The sequence below is a fragment of the Sphingobium sp. C100 genome (assembly GCF_000508185.1).
In the GTDB taxonomy this organism is placed as follows: Bacteria; Pseudomonadota; Alphaproteobacteria; order Sphingomonadales; family Sphingomonadaceae; genus Sphingobium.
Map to the genome: position 1 here is coordinate 1 of NZ_AYOY01000145.1, position 14,566 is coordinate 14,566.

A 14,566-nucleotide genomic window follows, 5' to 3' on the forward strand; every position below is an offset into this window, starting at 1 on the left:
GGGCCGGACTATCGGCCGCCCGCCACCCCGACCAGCGCCGCCACCCCCTTCATCGGGGCGGCGAGCCCGGCGGTCGCCCAAAGCCCCGCCGACGATCGTTGGTGGCGGCTCTACAGCGATCCGCTGCTCGACGGCCTGGTGCGCGACGCGCTGGCGGCCAACACAGACATCCGCGTCGCCGTCGCCCGGCTGGAGCGCGCCCGCGCCCAGTTGCGCGGCGCCCGATCGGACCGGCTGCCCAGCACCACGCTCAGCGGATCGCCAACCTATGGCCGCGCCAGCCAGGCCCAGACGCTGCCCGGCTTCGACCGGGAAAACTGGACCATCGATATGGGGCTGGACGTCGCCTATGAGGTCGATCTGTTCGGCCGGGTGAAGCGCGGGGTCGAAGCCGCGCGGGGCGACGCCGGCGCGGCGGCGGCGGATGCCGACGCGGTTCGGGTCGCGGTCGTCGCCGACACGGTGCGCGCCTATGTCGACGCCACCGCTTCGGCCGAGCGCATCGCCGTGGCGCAACGGACGGTCGACCTGCTCGACAAGTCGCTGCGCATCACCCAGGCGCGCTTCGACGTCGGCCGGTCCGACCGGCTCGACGTGATCCGCGTCACGTCATTGCGCGACCAGCAGCAGGCGCAGATTCCCGCGCTGCTGGCGGATCGCAACGCCGCGCTGTTCCGCCTCGCCACCCTGACTGGCCGCACGCCGCAGGATTTGCCCGAAACCGTGCGGGCAGCGCATGAGACGCCGGACCTGAACCAGCCCATCCCGGTCGGCGACGGCCGCGCCCTGCTCGCCCGACGCCCCGACGTGCGCGCGGCGGAACGGCGACTGGCGGCCGACACGGCGCGGATCGGCGTGGCGACGGCGGACCTTTATCCCCGCATCACGCTGGGCGGGTCGATCGGCACGACGGCGGTGGGCGGCGGCAATCTGTTCGGCGGGGGACCGCTCAACTGGCTGCTGGGGCCGCTCATCAACTGGGCCTTCCCCAACCAGGAAGCGAACCGCGCCAGGATCGCCGTCGCACGGGCCGATGGCGACGCGGCGCTCGCCAGCTTCGATGGCACCGTGCTGCGCGCGCTGGAGGAGACGGAAACGGCGCTCTCCACCTATGCCAATGCGCTTCAACGTCGCGCCGCGCTCCAGACCGCGCGGGACGAAGCGGCGCGCGCCGCCCGCATCAGCACCGCGCGCCAGCGTGAAGGGCAGATTGATTTCCTGGTCGTGCTGGACGCGCTGCGCACCCAGGCGGCGGCCGAGGCAGACCTTGCCGGCGCCGACCGCGCGGTGGCGTTCGCGCAGGTCGATCTGTTCCGCGCGCTGGGCGGCGGCTGGACGACGACCTGACGTTCCGGGGGAGGCGAGGCCGCACGGCCAACGCCTCCCCCGGTTGGATCAGCCGGGGAAATTACCGGCAAAGGCGAAGGATTCGATCGGATTGCGACCGCTCGGCGCTTCGCGCGCCTGCAACATTTCGGGCAGCATCGCCTTGTCGCCCTGCCGCCCGATCGCAACTCCCGCCTCGAAGTGAAAGCGGTCGGGCACCGCCAGTTCGGTCCGCGCCCGGTCGAAATCGACCCCGACCATGCCATGGCTATGATAGCCCATGCGTGTCGCCTGCAACGCCAGCGTCATCCACGCCGCACCCGCATCGAAGCTGTGGCTGTGCGCCGGCTTGAATTCCTGCGAACCGGGCGCAGCGATCAGCGTGTCGGACAGAATGAACATCAGCACCGACGCATTTTGCGCCCAGCCCTGGTTGCCCGGCACCAGCAGGTCGAGAAAGCGGCTCCAGTCAGCACCGTCGCGCCGCGCGTAGAGAAAGCGCCAGGGCTGATAATTGAACGCCGACGGCGCCCAGCGTGCCGCATCCAGCATCGTGTCGAGATCTTCCTGCGGCATCACCGAGGAATCGAAGGCGCGGGGCGACCAGCGCTCCAGGAACAGGGGATCGACGGCGCGTGTGACGGCGCGGGGGTTTGTAGCCATGATATTCCTCGCAAGGGTGGACCCGGCGCTTCATGCACCGCGGTTCATCCGCTGCGAAGATCAAAAAAAAGCAACGCTTCGTTTAGTCGGGCTTTATTGGGCAGGATCGCCTAACGGGCGCCTTCGCACGCCACGATACGCGGCGCATCCTCTTCACAGGATCGGTCGTCGCCAGCCTGTTCCAGCAGGATGATAGCGGGTTCGCGGAACATCGCCTGTGTCAGGCGGCTCCACCAGGACGCATTTTGCGTCTCGTCCAGTTGTGATTCGTTCATGGCTCTCCTTCTCGCCGACTCGTGCAGCTTACTATCAATATGATAGACAATCGGCGCCCAAGCAATGCTCGACCCGCCGACAGAAATGCTTGGGACGATGGGCCGGGCGACTGGAGCATGGGGCGATCCTGTTTTAGGAAGGGACCGCCTATCCCCATGCCCCCTCCCGTCAAGGTGCCGCCATGCCCGTTTCCCGCCCTTTCCGCTTCGCTCCATCGTGCCGGCGCCAGCGCGGATGACCGCCGGGCCGCTGGTGGCCGGCGTGGAGCTGGGCGGGACGAAGGTCGTCGTGCTGCGCGCGCGGGGACGGGACATTGTGGACCGGGTCACGATCCCGACGACGACGCCCGGCGACACATTGGGACAGGCGCGTCAACTTCTGGCCGGATGGCAGGCGGACCATGGCTTCGCCGCGCTGGGCATCGCCTCCTTCGGACCGCTGCGGCTCGACCGGGCGGCAACGGATTTCGGCCATATGCTGCCCACGCCAAAGCCGCATTGGACCGGCGCGGACATTTGGGGGGCGCTGACCGCCGCCCTCGCCTGTCCGGCGGCGATCGACACCGACGTCAATGGCGCGGCCCTGGCGGAGGCGCGCTGGGGCGCGGGCGCGCAGGGTCATTCCGACTGCCTTTGCTATCTCACCATCGGCACGGGCCTTGGCGGCGGCTTCGCCATTCATGGGCGACCGCTTCATGGCGCGATGCACCCGGAGCTGGGCCATATATTGGTGCGCCGTGCGCCGGACGACCCCTTTGCGGGCGCCTGCCGTTTTCATGGCGACTGTATCGAAGGGCTGGTCAGCGGTCCCGCCCTGGCGGCACGCTTCGGTGTGGCGGGGGACGCGATCGCCGCGGACGATCCACGGTGGGATCATGTCGCCCACGACATCGCGCAGCTTGTCGGCACGATCCTGCTCACCACCGCCGCGCGGCAGGTACTGATCGGCGGGGGCGTCGGCATGGGCCGGGCCGGGCTGCTAGACCGGGTTCGCGACCGGGTGCTGGCGCAGCTCAACGGCTATTTGCCCTTCGTCACTGCTGAAACGATCGCGCAGATCGTCCGTCCGCCTGCACTGAGGGACCAGGCGGGACCGCTGGGTGCGGTGGCGCTGGCGCTGGATGCGCTGGAGCATGACCCCTGCTGAGCCACCGACGCGATAAGTGGAGCGGAGGGGAAAATCGACCCGGACAACCCCGCGGCGCGTGCAGTTCGCCAAAGGGCTGTCCGGGCGCAACATCGTCTACTTTGGAGAGGTATGACAACGTTGTCGCCGATCCCTAGGGCTTTTCCCCGGATGATGCAACCGCCTTCATGCCGCCATGCGAAAAAGGGGCGGATGGCCGGCATCGCCAACGCATCCGCCCCTCCATCCGTCACGCGATCGCGCGATCAACCCGCAAAGAGATGCGTCGGCAATCCTTGCGCGCCGCTTTCAACCTCGAAGAAACCGCCGTCAAACTCGGTCGGATCGTCCAGCCCCACAGTGGCGGAGCTGACGAACATGCGGTCAAGGCCGGGACCGCCGAAGCAGATATTGGTCACCTGCCGCGCAGGCATGACGATCGCCCGGTCCAGCGTCCCGTCGGGCGTGAAGCGGCTGATCCGGCTGCCGCCCCAATGGGCGACCCACAGATGATTGTCAGCGTCCACCGTCATGCCGTCGGGATAGCCGTCTTCCTCCGCAAAGCGGATGAACACAGTGCGATCGCGGACATTGCCGTCGGCGTCGCGGGCGAAGCGGTAGAGGGTTCGCCGCGCCGTGTCGCTATGGTAGAGCCAGTTGCCGCAGGCCGAAAAAGCAGGGCCGTTCGGCACGCGATAACCGGTGTCGACCGCATCCCATGTCAGGTCCGGCGCCAATCGGTAAAGCGCGCCGACATCCTGTTCCTCGGCCATGTCCATGGTGCCGCACCAGATATGGCCATGGGCATCGACCTTGCCATCATTCATCCGGCTGCCGGGCAGATGCGGTTCGGGATCGCCGATCGGCGTGATCGCCAGCGGGTCCAGGGCCAGGGACTTGAACCCGCTCTGGAAGCCGCCGATGAAGCCGCCCCGCGCCCGCTCCGCGACCCAGCCCAGCGGCTCGGGCATCGCCCAGCGCTCAACCGCGCCGTCGCCAAGCGACAGGCGGTTGAGCGCGGGCGCCAGGATATCAACCCAATAGACGGCATTGTCCCGCGCCGACCACAGCGTTCCTTCGCCCAGCCGGTCCGCGCCGTCGCGCGGGATCATCCGCCAATCGGGCATCAGCGCTTCACCGACAGACGATAGATCATCTGATGGTGATAGGGCTTGCCCGGATCGACGCGCGCCGACAGGAAATTGTCGTGATTGGGCGAGTCGGGGAATTTCTGCGGCTCCAGCGCGATGCCGTCGCCCATGCGGTAGAGATGCCCGCTTTTGCCGATGAACGTGCCGTCCAGGAAATTACCGGTGTAGAATTGCACGCCCGGTTCGGTCGTCAGCACTTCGAGCACGCGACCCGACGCCGGGTCTTCCAGCCGCGCCGCCAGTTCCGGTGCCTTGGTCAGCCCCTTGTCCAGCGCCATATTATGGTCATAGCCGCGCCCATAGACGATCTGCTGGTCGCGCCCGTCGCGAATGCCGTCGGCCACCCGGCGGGGGGCGCGGAAATCGAACACGCTGCCCTCGACCGGCTTGAGTTCGCCCGTCGGGATCAGATTGGCGTCGACGGGCGTATAGGCCTTCGCCGGGATCGTCAGCATATGGCCCAGCGCGCCGTCGGGCGATCCTTCACCCTGAAGATTGAAGATGGCGTGGTTGGTCATGTTGACGATGGTCGGCTTGTCGGTCTTCGCGTCGAAGGCGATGCCCAGATTGCCGCTCTCGTCCAGCGTGTAGGTGACGGTCACGTCCAGCTTGCCGGGATAGCCCGAATCGCCGTCCGGGCTGGTCAGCGCCAGCACCGCCTTCGCCGTTGGCCCGCTTTTCAGCGACACGACCTTCCAGACCTGCTTGTCGAAGCCCTTGCCGCCGCCATGCAGCGAATTGACGTCATTGTCGTTGACCGGCAGCTGAAAGGCCTTGCCGTCGAGCGTGAATTTACCGGCGGCGATGCGGTTGGCATAGCGGCCCACGGTCACGCCGAAATAATTGGGATGGTCGACATAATCCTTGACGTCGTCATAGCCCAGCAGGACGTCGGCGACCTGCCCGTCCCTGCCCGGCGCCATCAGCGACTGGAGCGTTGCGCCATAGGTCAGGATCTTTGCCGACACCCCTTGGCCATTGGTCAGGGTCAGCGTTTCGAGCGCCGTCCCGTCGGCCAGATTGCCCGCCGGCGCGCGGCTGGCGTCCGCCGCCATCGCCGAACCGCTTGCGAGCGTGAGGGCCAGCCCGTATGACAACGCTGTTTTAAAATCGACGACCTTCCGCATTGGACTTCCTCCCGATGACGCACGCCCATTGACGGGCCGTTGTCGGGGATATACTCCGACAAAATCGGCGTGCGCAACCCTTGATCGGTCGCTCGCTTAATGGAACTGCACTGGAGAAGGATGAATGGCAGGACCGATCTCGTCTGGCGCTGCGCCAGTCGCAACGCATAACCCCGGCACGCGCTACGGCCCCGCGCTCGCGCTGCTCGCCAGCCTCTTCTTCATGTGGGGCTTCATCACCGTCATCAACAACACGTTGCTGCCCCATCTGCGCAGCGTGTTCGACCTCAGCTACACCCAGACGACGCTGATCGAATCGGTGTGGTTCATCGCCTATTTCTTCGCATCCATCCCCTCGGCCAAGCTGATCGAGCGGGTCGGCTACCAGAAATCGATGGTGATCGGCCTGCTCATCATGGCGGCGGGCGCGCTGGGCATGACGCTGGCGGCGTCCATCCCCTCCTATGGCGTGACCCTGGTCATGCTGTTCATCATCGCCAGCGGCATCACCCTGCTCCAGGTTGCGGCCAACCCCTATGTCGCGGTCGTCGGCAAGCCCGAAACCGCTTCCTCGCGGCTCAACCTGGTCCAGGCGATGAATTCGGCGGGCACGATGCTGGCGCCCATGTTCGGCGCCTATCTGATCCTTGGCCGGTCGAAGGGCGGCACGGCGCAGGGCGAGATCGTCCTGACGCAGGCCGAACGGATGGCCGACGCGCAGTCGGTGATCCTGCCCTATGTGCTGGTCGCCATTGTGTTGGCCGTGCTGGCCGTGGTCATCGCGCGCTTCCCGCTGCCCGCCATGGGCAATGCGACGCAGCGCCACAACAAGGAAGAGCGCAAGAAACATTCGCTCTGGAACCATCGCAACCTGGTGTTCGGCATCCCGGCGATCTTCATCTACCTGATCGCGGAAATCGGCGTCGCCAACCTGTTCGTCAATTTCGTCAGCCAGCCGCAGATCGCCAACCTCACCCATGAGCAGGCGGGCAATTACCTGACCTTCCTGTGGGGCGGGATGATGGTCGGCCGCTTTGCAGGGTCTGCGATCATGCAGCGGTTCGATGCGGGCCATGTGCTGGCCGCCTTCTCGATCGGCGCGTTCATCGTGATGCTGGTGACGGTCTTCACGACCGGGCCGGTCGCCATGTGGTCGCTGATCCTGGTGGGCCTGTTCCACTCGATCATGTTCCCGACCATCTTCACCCTGGGCATCAAGGGGCTGGGGCCGCTGACCGAGGAAGGATCGGGCCTGCTCATCATGGCGATCGCCGGTGGCGCGCTGGTGGTGGTGCAGGGCTGGATGGCCGACATGTACGGTCTCCAGACCAGCTTCCTGTTGACTGCGGCCTGCGAACTCTACGTCCTCTTCTATGCGCTGTGGGGGTCCAAGCCCACCCACGCGCTGCCCGATCAGCAGATCGCGCAATAACGAGCCGGGGTCGCACTCGGACGGCAAAAGGGCCGGAGCGAATTTGTCCGCTCCGGCCCTTTTTGTTTGCTCGCAATGGCCCCGCCCCCAGGCGTGGAGCGGAGCGGATCAGCGCGCCATCGCGCTCGCCGTATCCTCCAGCGCCAGATCGACCAACATCCCCATCGCCTCCGCCGCCGCCGCCGGATCGCCCGCGACGATCGCGTCATAGACGCGGACATGGTCGGGAATGGGGTTGCGCGGCAGGGCGCGGGCGCGCTGCTTATATTGAGTCGTCCAGTTGACCGCCGCGCCGATGCTGGCGGTCAGCACCAGCAGCGCGTCATTGCGGGTCGCGTTCAATATAGCATTGTGAAAATCGCGGTCCGCCGCGCGCCCGGCTTCGGTCGCCAGCGTGTGGCGGCGCATCGCAGCCAGCGCGTCCTTCATGATCTTGATGTCGTCCTTGTCGCGCCGCTGCGCCGCCAGCCGCGCGGCCGCCGGCTCGACAATGGCGCGCAGTTCGAACAGGTCGCGCACGAACTGGATGTCCGGCTCGCCGGCAAAGGCCCAGGCCAGCACATCGGGGTCGAGCAGGTTCCAGCGATTGCGCGGCAGCACGCGCGTGCCCGCCTTGGGCCGGCTTTCGACCAGCCCCTTGGCGGTCAGCACCTGGATCGCCTCACGATAGGCGCTGCGCGACACTTCCAGTTCCTCGGCAAAGGCCACTTCGCCCGACAGCGTGTCGCCGGGCTGATATTGCCCCGACAAGATCGCCGTGCCCAGCTTGTGCGCGATGGCGCCATGCAGCCGTCGTCCCGGCCCCCTCGCCGCTCGGCCGTTGCCGCCTTTTTCCGTCTCATCCGTTCGCAAAGACGGATTTTCCTTCACCATTCGGGCTCCTCCCACCTCCATCCTATGAGGCATGTTTTAGCGTAGAATACAATCATTGCCTTTACCATCACCCTGTAATATGTCGGAGTAATTGGGAATCATCGTCGCGCCGGCACCGCCCGACGCGGCGCTTTGCTTTTTGTCGAGGAACCAGCGCCGACAGGGCGTGCGGGAGGAGAGTTTTCATGACATTGCGTCTGTTGCAGCACCGTTCGGACTCCGGCGAACGGGCGGTCATCGCCGCGCAGGGCGACGCGGCCCATTTCGTGCCGGGTTTCGCGACTATCCGCGCGCTGGCGCTGCACGCAATCGCGCAAGGGGTCAGCCTGACCGCCGCCGTCGAGGCCGCCGGCCGGGGCGATGCCATCGACATCGCCGCCGAATTTGAAGCCAACCGCCTGCTCACCCCGATCGACCATGACGATGACGCGCATATCCAACTGACCGGCACCGGCCTCACCCATCTCGGTTCGGCCGAGGGTCGCGACAAGATGCATCGCGAAGCCGCCGCCGCCGAAAAGCAGACCGATTCGATGCGCATGTTCCTGGAAGGGCTGGAAGGCGGCAAGCCTGTCGCCGGCGCGGTCGGCCAGCAGCCCGAATGGTTCTACAAGGGCGACGGCTCGCAACTGGTCGGCCCGACCGATCCGCTCGTCATGCCCGCCTTCGCCCAGGATGGCGGCGAGGAACCGGAACTGGCCGGCATCTACCTGATCGGCGAGGATGGCACCCCTTATCGCCTCGGCCTCGCGCTCGCCAACGAGTTCAGCGACCATGTCACCGAACGTCATAATTATCTCTGGCTCGCCCACAGCAAGCTGCGCCAGGCCGCCCTCGGCCCCGAATTGCTGGTCGGCGCGCCGCCCGAACATATCGAAGGCGCCAGCCGCATCCTGCGCGACGGCGACGTGATCTGGGAAAAGCCGTTCCTGTCGGGCGAAGGCAATATGTCGCACAGCTTCGCCAATCTGGAACATCATCATTTCAAATATGACCTGTTCCGCCGCCCCGGCGACGTCCATGTCCATTTCTTCGGCACCGCCACTCTGTCCTTCAGCGACGGGGTGCAGACGCAGGAAGGCGACATGTTCGAAATCCTCGCCGCGCCCTTCACCCTGCCGGTGCGTAACCCGTTGAAGCGCGCCGAAGCCGTCCAGGTTGCCGTCAAGACGCTCTGAACCCGATGGATCCGATCCGTATCGCGATCGTCGGCATCGGCAAGATCGCGCGCGACCAGCATGTCCCGGCGATCCGGGGCAATGGCGCCTTCAGCCTGGCGGCGACCGTCAGCCCGCATGATGCGGGCATCGACGGCGTGCCGCATCATGCCAGCCTGGACGAACTGCTGATGCAGGGGCCGGCGGTGGACGCCGTCGCGCTCTGCACCCCGCCGCAGGTCCGCTACGATCTGGCCGCGCAGGCGCTGAGCCGGGGCGCCCATGTCTTCCTCGAAAAGCCGCCCGGCGCCACGCTGGCCGAAGTGGAAGCGCTCAAGAGCCAGGCGGACAAGGTCGGCGCGACCCTGTTCGCCGCCTGGCACAGCCGCTTCGCCGCCGGCGTCGCGCCAGCCCGCGCCTGGCTGGCCGAACGGAAGATAGAGAAGGTATCGATCATCTGGCGCGAGGATGTGCGCGTCTGGCATCCGGGGCAAGCGTGGATCTGGCAGCCCGGCGGACTGGGCGTGTTCGATCCCGGCATCAACGCGCTGTCGATCGTCACCCATATCCTGCCGCGCCCCTTCTTCCTGAAGGAGGCGACCCTGGTGCTGCCGGCAAACCGCGCCGCGCCGATCGCCGCCGACCTCGCCTTTCGCGACACGGCGGGCGCGCCGATCCATATGGACCTCGACTGGCGCCAGACCGGGCCGCAAAGCTGGGACATCATCGTCGAAACCGACGCCGGCCCCTTGAAACTGACCCAGGGCGGCGCCGTGCTGACCCTGCCCAGCGGGACGGAACATGGCGAGGATATCGAATATGCCGGGCTCTACAGCCGTTTCGCCACGCTGATCCGGGGCGGCCGCAGCGACGTCGACACCGCCCCGCTGCGGCTGGTGGCCGACGCCTTCCTGCGCGGGCGACGCGAGGCCACCGACCCATTTCACGACTAAGTTTTCAACAGGAGAGGACGGACATGATCAAGACATTGCGCCGCACTACCGCCGCGCTGCTGCTCTGCGCCAGCGCGCTGACATGGCAGACGGCCAGCGCGGATACGGACGGCACACCAACCAGCGCGACCATCCACGCCGACACGCCCGGCCCGGTGTATGACAAGCGCATCTTCACCCAGTTCGCCGAACATCTGGGCAATGGCATCTATGGCGGCCTGTGGGTCGGCAACGACAAGTCGATCCCCAACACCAACGGCTTTCGCAACGACGTGATCGCCGCGCTGCGCAACCTGTCGGTGCCGGTCATCCGCTGGCCCGGCGGCTGCTTCGCCGACGAATATCATTGGCGCGAAGGGATCGGCCCCCAGAACAAGCGCCCGGTCAAGATCAACACCCATTGGGGCGGCGTGACCGAGCCGAACACGGTGGGCACGCACGAATTTTTCGAACTGCTGCGGCAGGTCGGCGCGGAAGCCTATGTGGCGGGCAATATCGGCAATGGTACGCCGCAGGAAATGGCCGAGTGGGTCGAATATATGACCTCGCCCGCCGGCACATTGGCCGAAGAGCGCGCGAAGAACGGCCATAAGGAACCCTGGGCCGTGCCCTATTTCGGCATCGGCAACGAACTATGGGGCTGCGGCGGCAACATGCGCGCCGAATATGCCGCCGACGTCACGCGCCGCTACGCCACCTTCATCAAGGCGCCGCGCGGCACCAAGATCCTGAAGATCGCGGCAGGCGCCAATGTCGATGATTATAACTGGACCGAAACGATGATGCGGGTCGCGGGCGACCAGCTCGACGGCGTTTCGCTCCATTATTACACCCTGCCGCAGGGCGGCTGGCCGCCCAAGGCGTCGCCGGTCGACTTTGATGAGACCGCGTGGGCCGACACGCTGGCCGGTGCGACGCATATGGAGGAACTGATCGCCAAGCATACGGCGATCATGGACAAATATGATCCCAAGAAGCGCGTCTTCCTGGCGGTCGACGAATGGGGCACCTGGTATGCGCAAGACCCCGGCACCCATCCGGGCTTCCTGCGTCAGCAAAATACGCTGCGCGATGCGCTGGTCGCCTCCATCCATCTCGACATCTTCGCGCGTCATGCCGACCGCGTCCGCATGACCGCCATCGCCCAGATGGTGAACGTGCTTCAGGCGATGATCCTGACCGATGGCAAGAAGATGGTGCTCACGCCCACCTATCATGTGTTCGAAATGTACAAGCCCTGGCAGGACGCCACAGTGCTGCCGATCGACATCGACACGCCCTGGTATGCGAAGGGCAAGTTCACCATGCCGGCGGTCAGCGGATCGGCGGTGAAGGGCAAGGATGGGAAGGTCCATGTCGGCCTCTCGAACCTCGACCCGAACCAGTCGAATATGGTGAGCGTGAAGCTGGACGGCCTCAACGCCGCGACGGTCAGCGGCCGCATCCTGACGGCGCCCGCGATGAACGCGCACAACACGTTCGACGCGCCGGAGACGATCAAGCCCGCCCCGTTCAGCGGCGCGCAGATCAGCCGCGACACCCTGACGGTGGCGCTGCCGCCAAAGTCCGTGGTCGTGCTCGACCTGCAATAAAGGCTTGGAGCGGGCGGAGGGTGGAACAGCCGCCCGCTCCATCCCCTGATGCGAGCGCTCCTGCGAAGGCAGGAGCCCAGTTCCGCCCTATCCGCCGGGCTCCTGCCTCCGCAGGAGCATGATGCTGAAAATGGAGAGGCCTGCATGAAGCGGCACATCATCGCGACGTTCCCGGTTCTTGCGCTGTTGATCGGCGCAGCCTGTGCACAGCAGCCGGCCGAGCCGCCGCGCGGCACGCTCAACAGCCGCCTCACCGGCGATCTCGTCCCTACGCATGATCCGGTCATCATTCGCCAGGGCGACATATATCATGTGTTCAGCACCGGCCATGGCAAGCGGCTGATCGAAACCCGCACCTCGCCCGACCTGGTGCACTGGACGGCGGGCGACCCGGTCTTCACCGCATTGCCGGACTGGGCGACCAAGGCGATCCCCGGCAGCAACGGCATATGGGCGCCCGACATCAGCTATGTGAACGGCCGCTACCGCCTCTATTATTCCGTCTCCACCTTCGGATCGAACCGGTCGGCCATCGGCCTCGCCACCAGCCCGACGCTGGACCCCAAGGCGCCCGATTTCGGCTGGCGCGACGAAGGACTGGTCGTCATGTCCACGAAGGACGACGATTATAACGCCATCGACCCCAATTTCATCATCGACCGGGATGGCCGCCACTGGCTGACCCTGGGCAGTTTCTGGACCGGCATCAAGCTGTTCGAACTGGACCCGAAAACCGGCAAGCCGAAAGATCCGAAGGCGAAGCCCCTTTCCATCGCCCGCCGTCCCGCGCCCGCGGGCGGCCCGGCCCCGGTCGAAGCGCCCTTCATCATCGACCATGGCGGCTATTATTGGCTGATGGTCAGCTACGACTATTGCTGCAAGGGCGTGAACAGCAGCTATTATACCGTCATCGGCCGATCGAAGGATATTACCGGCCCCTATCTGGGCAAGGATGGCAGCAAGCTGATGGAGGGCGGCGGCACCATCTTCATCCGCGCCGACCTTCAGGAACAGCAGCGCTGGCGCGGGCCGGGCCATGCCGGCTGGCTCCACGACGTTGATGGCAAGAATGGGGACGGCCGGGATTACGTCGTCTACCACGCCTATGACAAACAGGCGGACGGCGCCCCCACGCTGCGCATCGCGCCAGTCACATGGGGTGCTGACGGCTGGCCCCAAGCCGATTATTGACCATTATTAGTCTGACTAACACCGGAGAGAAACCGATGCCTTTCGCCCTGTCCCGCCGTGGCTTCATCGGCAGCACCGCCGCGCTTTCGGCTGCCCCCATGGCCGCCCGCGCCGCATCGGCCGACGCGGCTGCGCCCGTCCCCGTCAACCCGCTGGTCAAGAATCGCGCCGACGCGCAGGTCTTCCGCCATGACGACGGCCATTATTATATGACCGGATCGGTCCCCGAATATGATCGCCTGGTGCTGCGCCGGTCGAAGACCATTGCGGGCCTCGCCACGGCGGATGAAAAAATCCTGTGGCGCCATGAAAAGACCGGTCCGCGCTCGGGCTTTATCTGGGCGCCCGAACTGCATCAGATCGACGGCAAATGGTATGTCTATTTCGCCGCCGGCCCCAGCGGTGGCGGCGACGATGTGTTCCGCATCCGCACCTATGTCGTGGTCTGCGACGGCGCCGATCCCATGACCGGCTCATGGAGCGTGCTCGGCGAATTTCAGACGCCCTGGGACAGTTTCAACCTCGATTCGACCAGCTTCGTCCATAAGGGCGTGCGCTATTTCGCCTGGGCGCAACGCGAACCGGGGATCGACACCAACAGCAACCTCTACCTCGCGCCGATGAAGACGCCGCTCACCCTTGCGGCCAGGCCGGCCCGCCTCACCGTCCCCACCCTCGACTGGGAAGTGCGGGGCTACAAGGTCGCCGAGGCGCCGGCGGTCCTCCACCGCAACGGCCGCCTGTTCATGACCTATTCGGCCAGCGCCACCGACGCGCGCTATTGCCTGGGCCTGCTGACAGCGGACGAGAATGCGGACCTGATGGACCCCAAAAGCTGGCGCAAATCGCCCCGGCCGGTGTTTGTCACCAACCGCGACACCAGCGTCTACGGCCCCGGCCACAACAGCTTCACCGTCGATGAACAGGGCCGCGACATACTCGTCTATCATGGCCGCGATTATGAGGCGATCGAGGGCGATCCGCTGTTCAACCCGGACCGCCACACCCGCGTCCAGCGGCTTTACTACACCGCCGATGGCACCCCCGATTTCGGCGTCCCCGTCGGCAATGGCCCGCTGCCCGAACGTTTTATTTCCGCCGCCAGCCCGATGGCGCTGCTGGCGCATGATGGCGCGCGGCTGATCGGCGGCAACCCCTCGCTCGCCCAGACCCAGTTCCGCCAGACCAAGGGGCGCGCGGGCAAGGAAAGCATGATGCTCTCCCCCATCCTGATGCCCGACCACTATCTGGTCGCCGGCAAGGACGGGTCGGTGACGCTGCAACCCGACAGCAACAGCGCCGATTTCGCGCTGCGCAGCCAGTTTGTGCGGCTGGAGGACAAGGCGCAGGGCACGCTCCGCTTCGCCGCCGTCGCCGCGCCGGGCAAGGCATTGGGCCTGGCGGACGGACAGGTCCGGCTGGTCCGCACGCGCGATGCGGCGGCCTATTGGCGCGCGGACTGATCAGAAGTCCGACAAATGGTTTTTCCATCGGGGCCGGTCGCCGCTGTGCGACCGGCCCCTTTTTAAATTTGGTCGGCATTTCCGCGCCGTCGGGCCATACAGACCCGCTATGCGGCATAAATATCACTCACGTCCCATTTCATGGGATCAGACCGCCATTTTCCGCTTGCGATTCATTTGTCGGAGCAATAATTAGTCAGAGTAATTCAGGCATGGCATGGCGTATGCGCCAGCCCT

General features: G+C 65.9%; 13 protein-coding genes. 8 read left to right on the top strand and 5 right to left on the bottom strand.

The annotated features are described in order from the left end of the window. A partial coding sequence (locus C100_RS36265) for an efflux transporter outer membrane subunit (protein WP_024019969.1) occupies positions 1-1,347 on the top strand: 1,347 nt, incomplete at its 5' end. A 48-nt stretch (positions 1,348-1,395) separates the two neighbouring features. On the opposite strand, the gene C100_RS36270 is transcribed toward C100_RS36265, so the two are convergent. Together C100_RS36270 and C100_RS48615 are read right to left on the bottom strand one after the other, a co-directional pair. After that, the gene (locus C100_RS36270; RefSeq protein WP_024019970.1) at positions 1,396-1,989 is read right to left on the bottom strand and encodes a nitroreductase family protein; all 594 of its coding nucleotides are present in this window, start codon (positions 1,987-1,989) and stop codon (positions 1,396-1,398) included. A gap of 110 nt (positions 1,990-2,099) precedes the next feature. Further along, positions 2,100-2,264 (bottom strand): hypothetical protein, encoded by a 165-nt coding sequence (locus C100_RS48615; RefSeq protein WP_024019971.1) that lies wholly within the window; start codon positions 2,262-2,264, stop codon positions 2,100-2,102. Between the two features lie 235 nt (positions 2,265-2,499). Between C100_RS48615 and C100_RS0124690 the strand changes: the two genes are divergently transcribed. Further along, positions 2,500-3,411, top strand: a complete 912-nt coding sequence (locus tag C100_RS0124690) for an ROK family protein (RefSeq protein ID WP_031309478.1) — start codon at positions 2,500-2,502, stop codon at positions 3,409-3,411. 245 nt (positions 3,412-3,656) lie between these two features. Here the strand turns inward: C100_RS0124690 and C100_RS36275 are convergent, their stop codons facing one another. Together C100_RS36275 and C100_RS36280 are read right to left on the bottom strand one after the other, a co-directional pair. Continuing rightward, positions 3,657-4,517 carry an SMP-30/gluconolactonase/LRE family protein gene (locus C100_RS36275; RefSeq protein WP_024019972.1) on the bottom strand — a complete coding sequence of 287 codons (861 nt, stop codon included), beginning with the start codon at positions 4,515-4,517 and terminating at the stop codon, positions 3,657-3,659. Next, positions 4,517-5,668, bottom strand: a complete 1,152-nt coding sequence (locus tag C100_RS36280; RefSeq protein WP_024019973.1) for an aldose epimerase family protein — start codon at positions 5,666-5,668, stop codon at positions 4,517-4,519. Before C100_RS36280 ends, C100_RS36275 begins: the two co-directional genes overlap by 1 nt. A gap of 124 nt (positions 5,669-5,792) precedes the next feature. Here C100_RS36280 and C100_RS36285 point away from each other — a divergent pair, with 124 nt between their 5' ends. Continuing rightward, positions 5,793-7,100: a sugar MFS transporter gene (locus C100_RS36285; protein WP_024019974.1), complete on the top strand. Its 1,308-nt coding sequence runs from the start codon at positions 5,793-5,795 to the stop codon at positions 7,098-7,100. Positions 7,101-7,208: 108 nt separating this feature from the next. Here C100_RS36285 and C100_RS36290 read toward each other — a convergent pair whose 3' ends face one another. Beyond that, positions 7,209-7,973 (bottom strand): FadR/GntR family transcriptional regulator, encoded by a 765-nt coding sequence (locus C100_RS36290; protein WP_024019975.1) that lies wholly within the window; start codon positions 7,971-7,973, stop codon positions 7,209-7,211. Between the two features lie 185 nt (positions 7,974-8,158). On the opposite strand from C100_RS36290, the gene araD1 reads away from it, so the two are divergent. From araD1 to C100_RS36315, 5 genes are all read left to right on the top strand, one after another. Further along, the gene (gene araD1, locus C100_RS36295) at positions 8,159-9,151 is read left to right on the top strand and encodes an AraD1 family protein (protein WP_024019976.1); all 993 of its coding nucleotides are present in this window, start codon (positions 8,159-8,161) and stop codon (positions 9,149-9,151) included. Between the two features lie 5 nt (positions 9,152-9,156). Beyond that, positions 9,157-10,083, top strand: a complete 927-nt coding sequence (locus tag C100_RS36300; RefSeq protein ID WP_024019977.1) for a Gfo/Idh/MocA family protein — start codon at positions 9,157-9,159, stop codon at positions 10,081-10,083. Between the two features lie 23 nt (positions 10,084-10,106). Then, positions 10,107-11,675, top strand: a complete 1,569-nt coding sequence (locus tag C100_RS36305) for an alpha-N-arabinofuranosidase (RefSeq protein ID WP_024019978.1) — start codon at positions 10,107-10,109, stop codon at positions 11,673-11,675. A 144-nt stretch (positions 11,676-11,819) separates the two neighbouring features. Next, positions 11,820-12,866, top strand: a complete 1,047-nt coding sequence (locus C100_RS36310; RefSeq protein WP_024019979.1) for an arabinan endo-1,5-alpha-L-arabinosidase — start codon at positions 11,820-11,822, stop codon at positions 12,864-12,866. Between the two features lie 35 nt (positions 12,867-12,901). Then, positions 12,902-14,329 (top strand): glycoside hydrolase family 43 protein, encoded by a 1,428-nt coding sequence (locus tag C100_RS36315; protein ID WP_024019980.1) that lies wholly within the window; start codon positions 12,902-12,904, stop codon positions 14,327-14,329. Positions 14,330-14,566 lie beyond the last annotated feature (237 nt).

What these genes read in the sequence shown, in the direction of transcription:
- C100_RS48615 (WP_024019971.1), bottom strand. Translation starts at nt 2,264, where the DNA reads ATGAACGAATCACAACTGGACGAGACGCAAAATGCGTCCTGGTGGAGC.
- C100_RS36275 (WP_024019972.1), bottom strand. Translation starts at nt 4,517, where the DNA reads ATGCCCGATTGGCGGATGATCCCGCGCGACGGCGCGGACCGGCTGGGC.
- araD1 (WP_024019976.1), top strand. Translation starts at nt 8,159, where the DNA reads ATGACATTGCGTCTGTTGCAGCACCGTTCGGACTCCGGCGAACGGGCG.
- C100_RS36300 (WP_024019977.1), top strand. Translation starts at nt 9,157, where the DNA reads ATGGATCCGATCCGTATCGCGATCGTCGGCATCGGCAAGATCGCGCGC.
- C100_RS0124690 (WP_031309478.1), top strand. Translation starts at nt 2,500, where the DNA reads ATGACCGCCGGGCCGCTGGTGGCCGGCGTGGAGCTGGGCGGGACGAAG.
- C100_RS36285 (WP_024019974.1), top strand. Translation starts at nt 5,793, where the DNA reads ATGGCAGGACCGATCTCGTCTGGCGCTGCGCCAGTCGCAACGCATAAC.
- C100_RS36305 (WP_024019978.1), top strand. Translation starts at nt 10,107, where the DNA reads ATGATCAAGACATTGCGCCGCACTACCGCCGCGCTGCTGCTCTGCGCC.
- C100_RS36310 (WP_024019979.1), top strand. Translation starts at nt 11,820, where the DNA reads ATGAAGCGGCACATCATCGCGACGTTCCCGGTTCTTGCGCTGTTGATC.
- C100_RS36290 (WP_024019975.1), bottom strand. Translation starts at nt 7,973, where the DNA reads ATGGTGAAGGAAAATCCGTCTTTGCGAACGGATGAGACGGAAAAAGGC.
- C100_RS36270 (WP_024019970.1), bottom strand. Translation starts at nt 1,989, where the DNA reads ATGGCTACAAACCCCCGCGCCGTCACACGCGCCGTCGATCCCCTGTTC.
- C100_RS36315 (WP_024019980.1), top strand. Translation starts at nt 12,902, where the DNA reads ATGCCTTTCGCCCTGTCCCGCCGTGGCTTCATCGGCAGCACCGCCGCG.
- C100_RS36280 (WP_024019973.1), bottom strand. Translation starts at nt 5,668, where the DNA reads ATGCGGAAGGTCGTCGATTTTAAAACAGCGTTGTCATACGGGCTGGCC.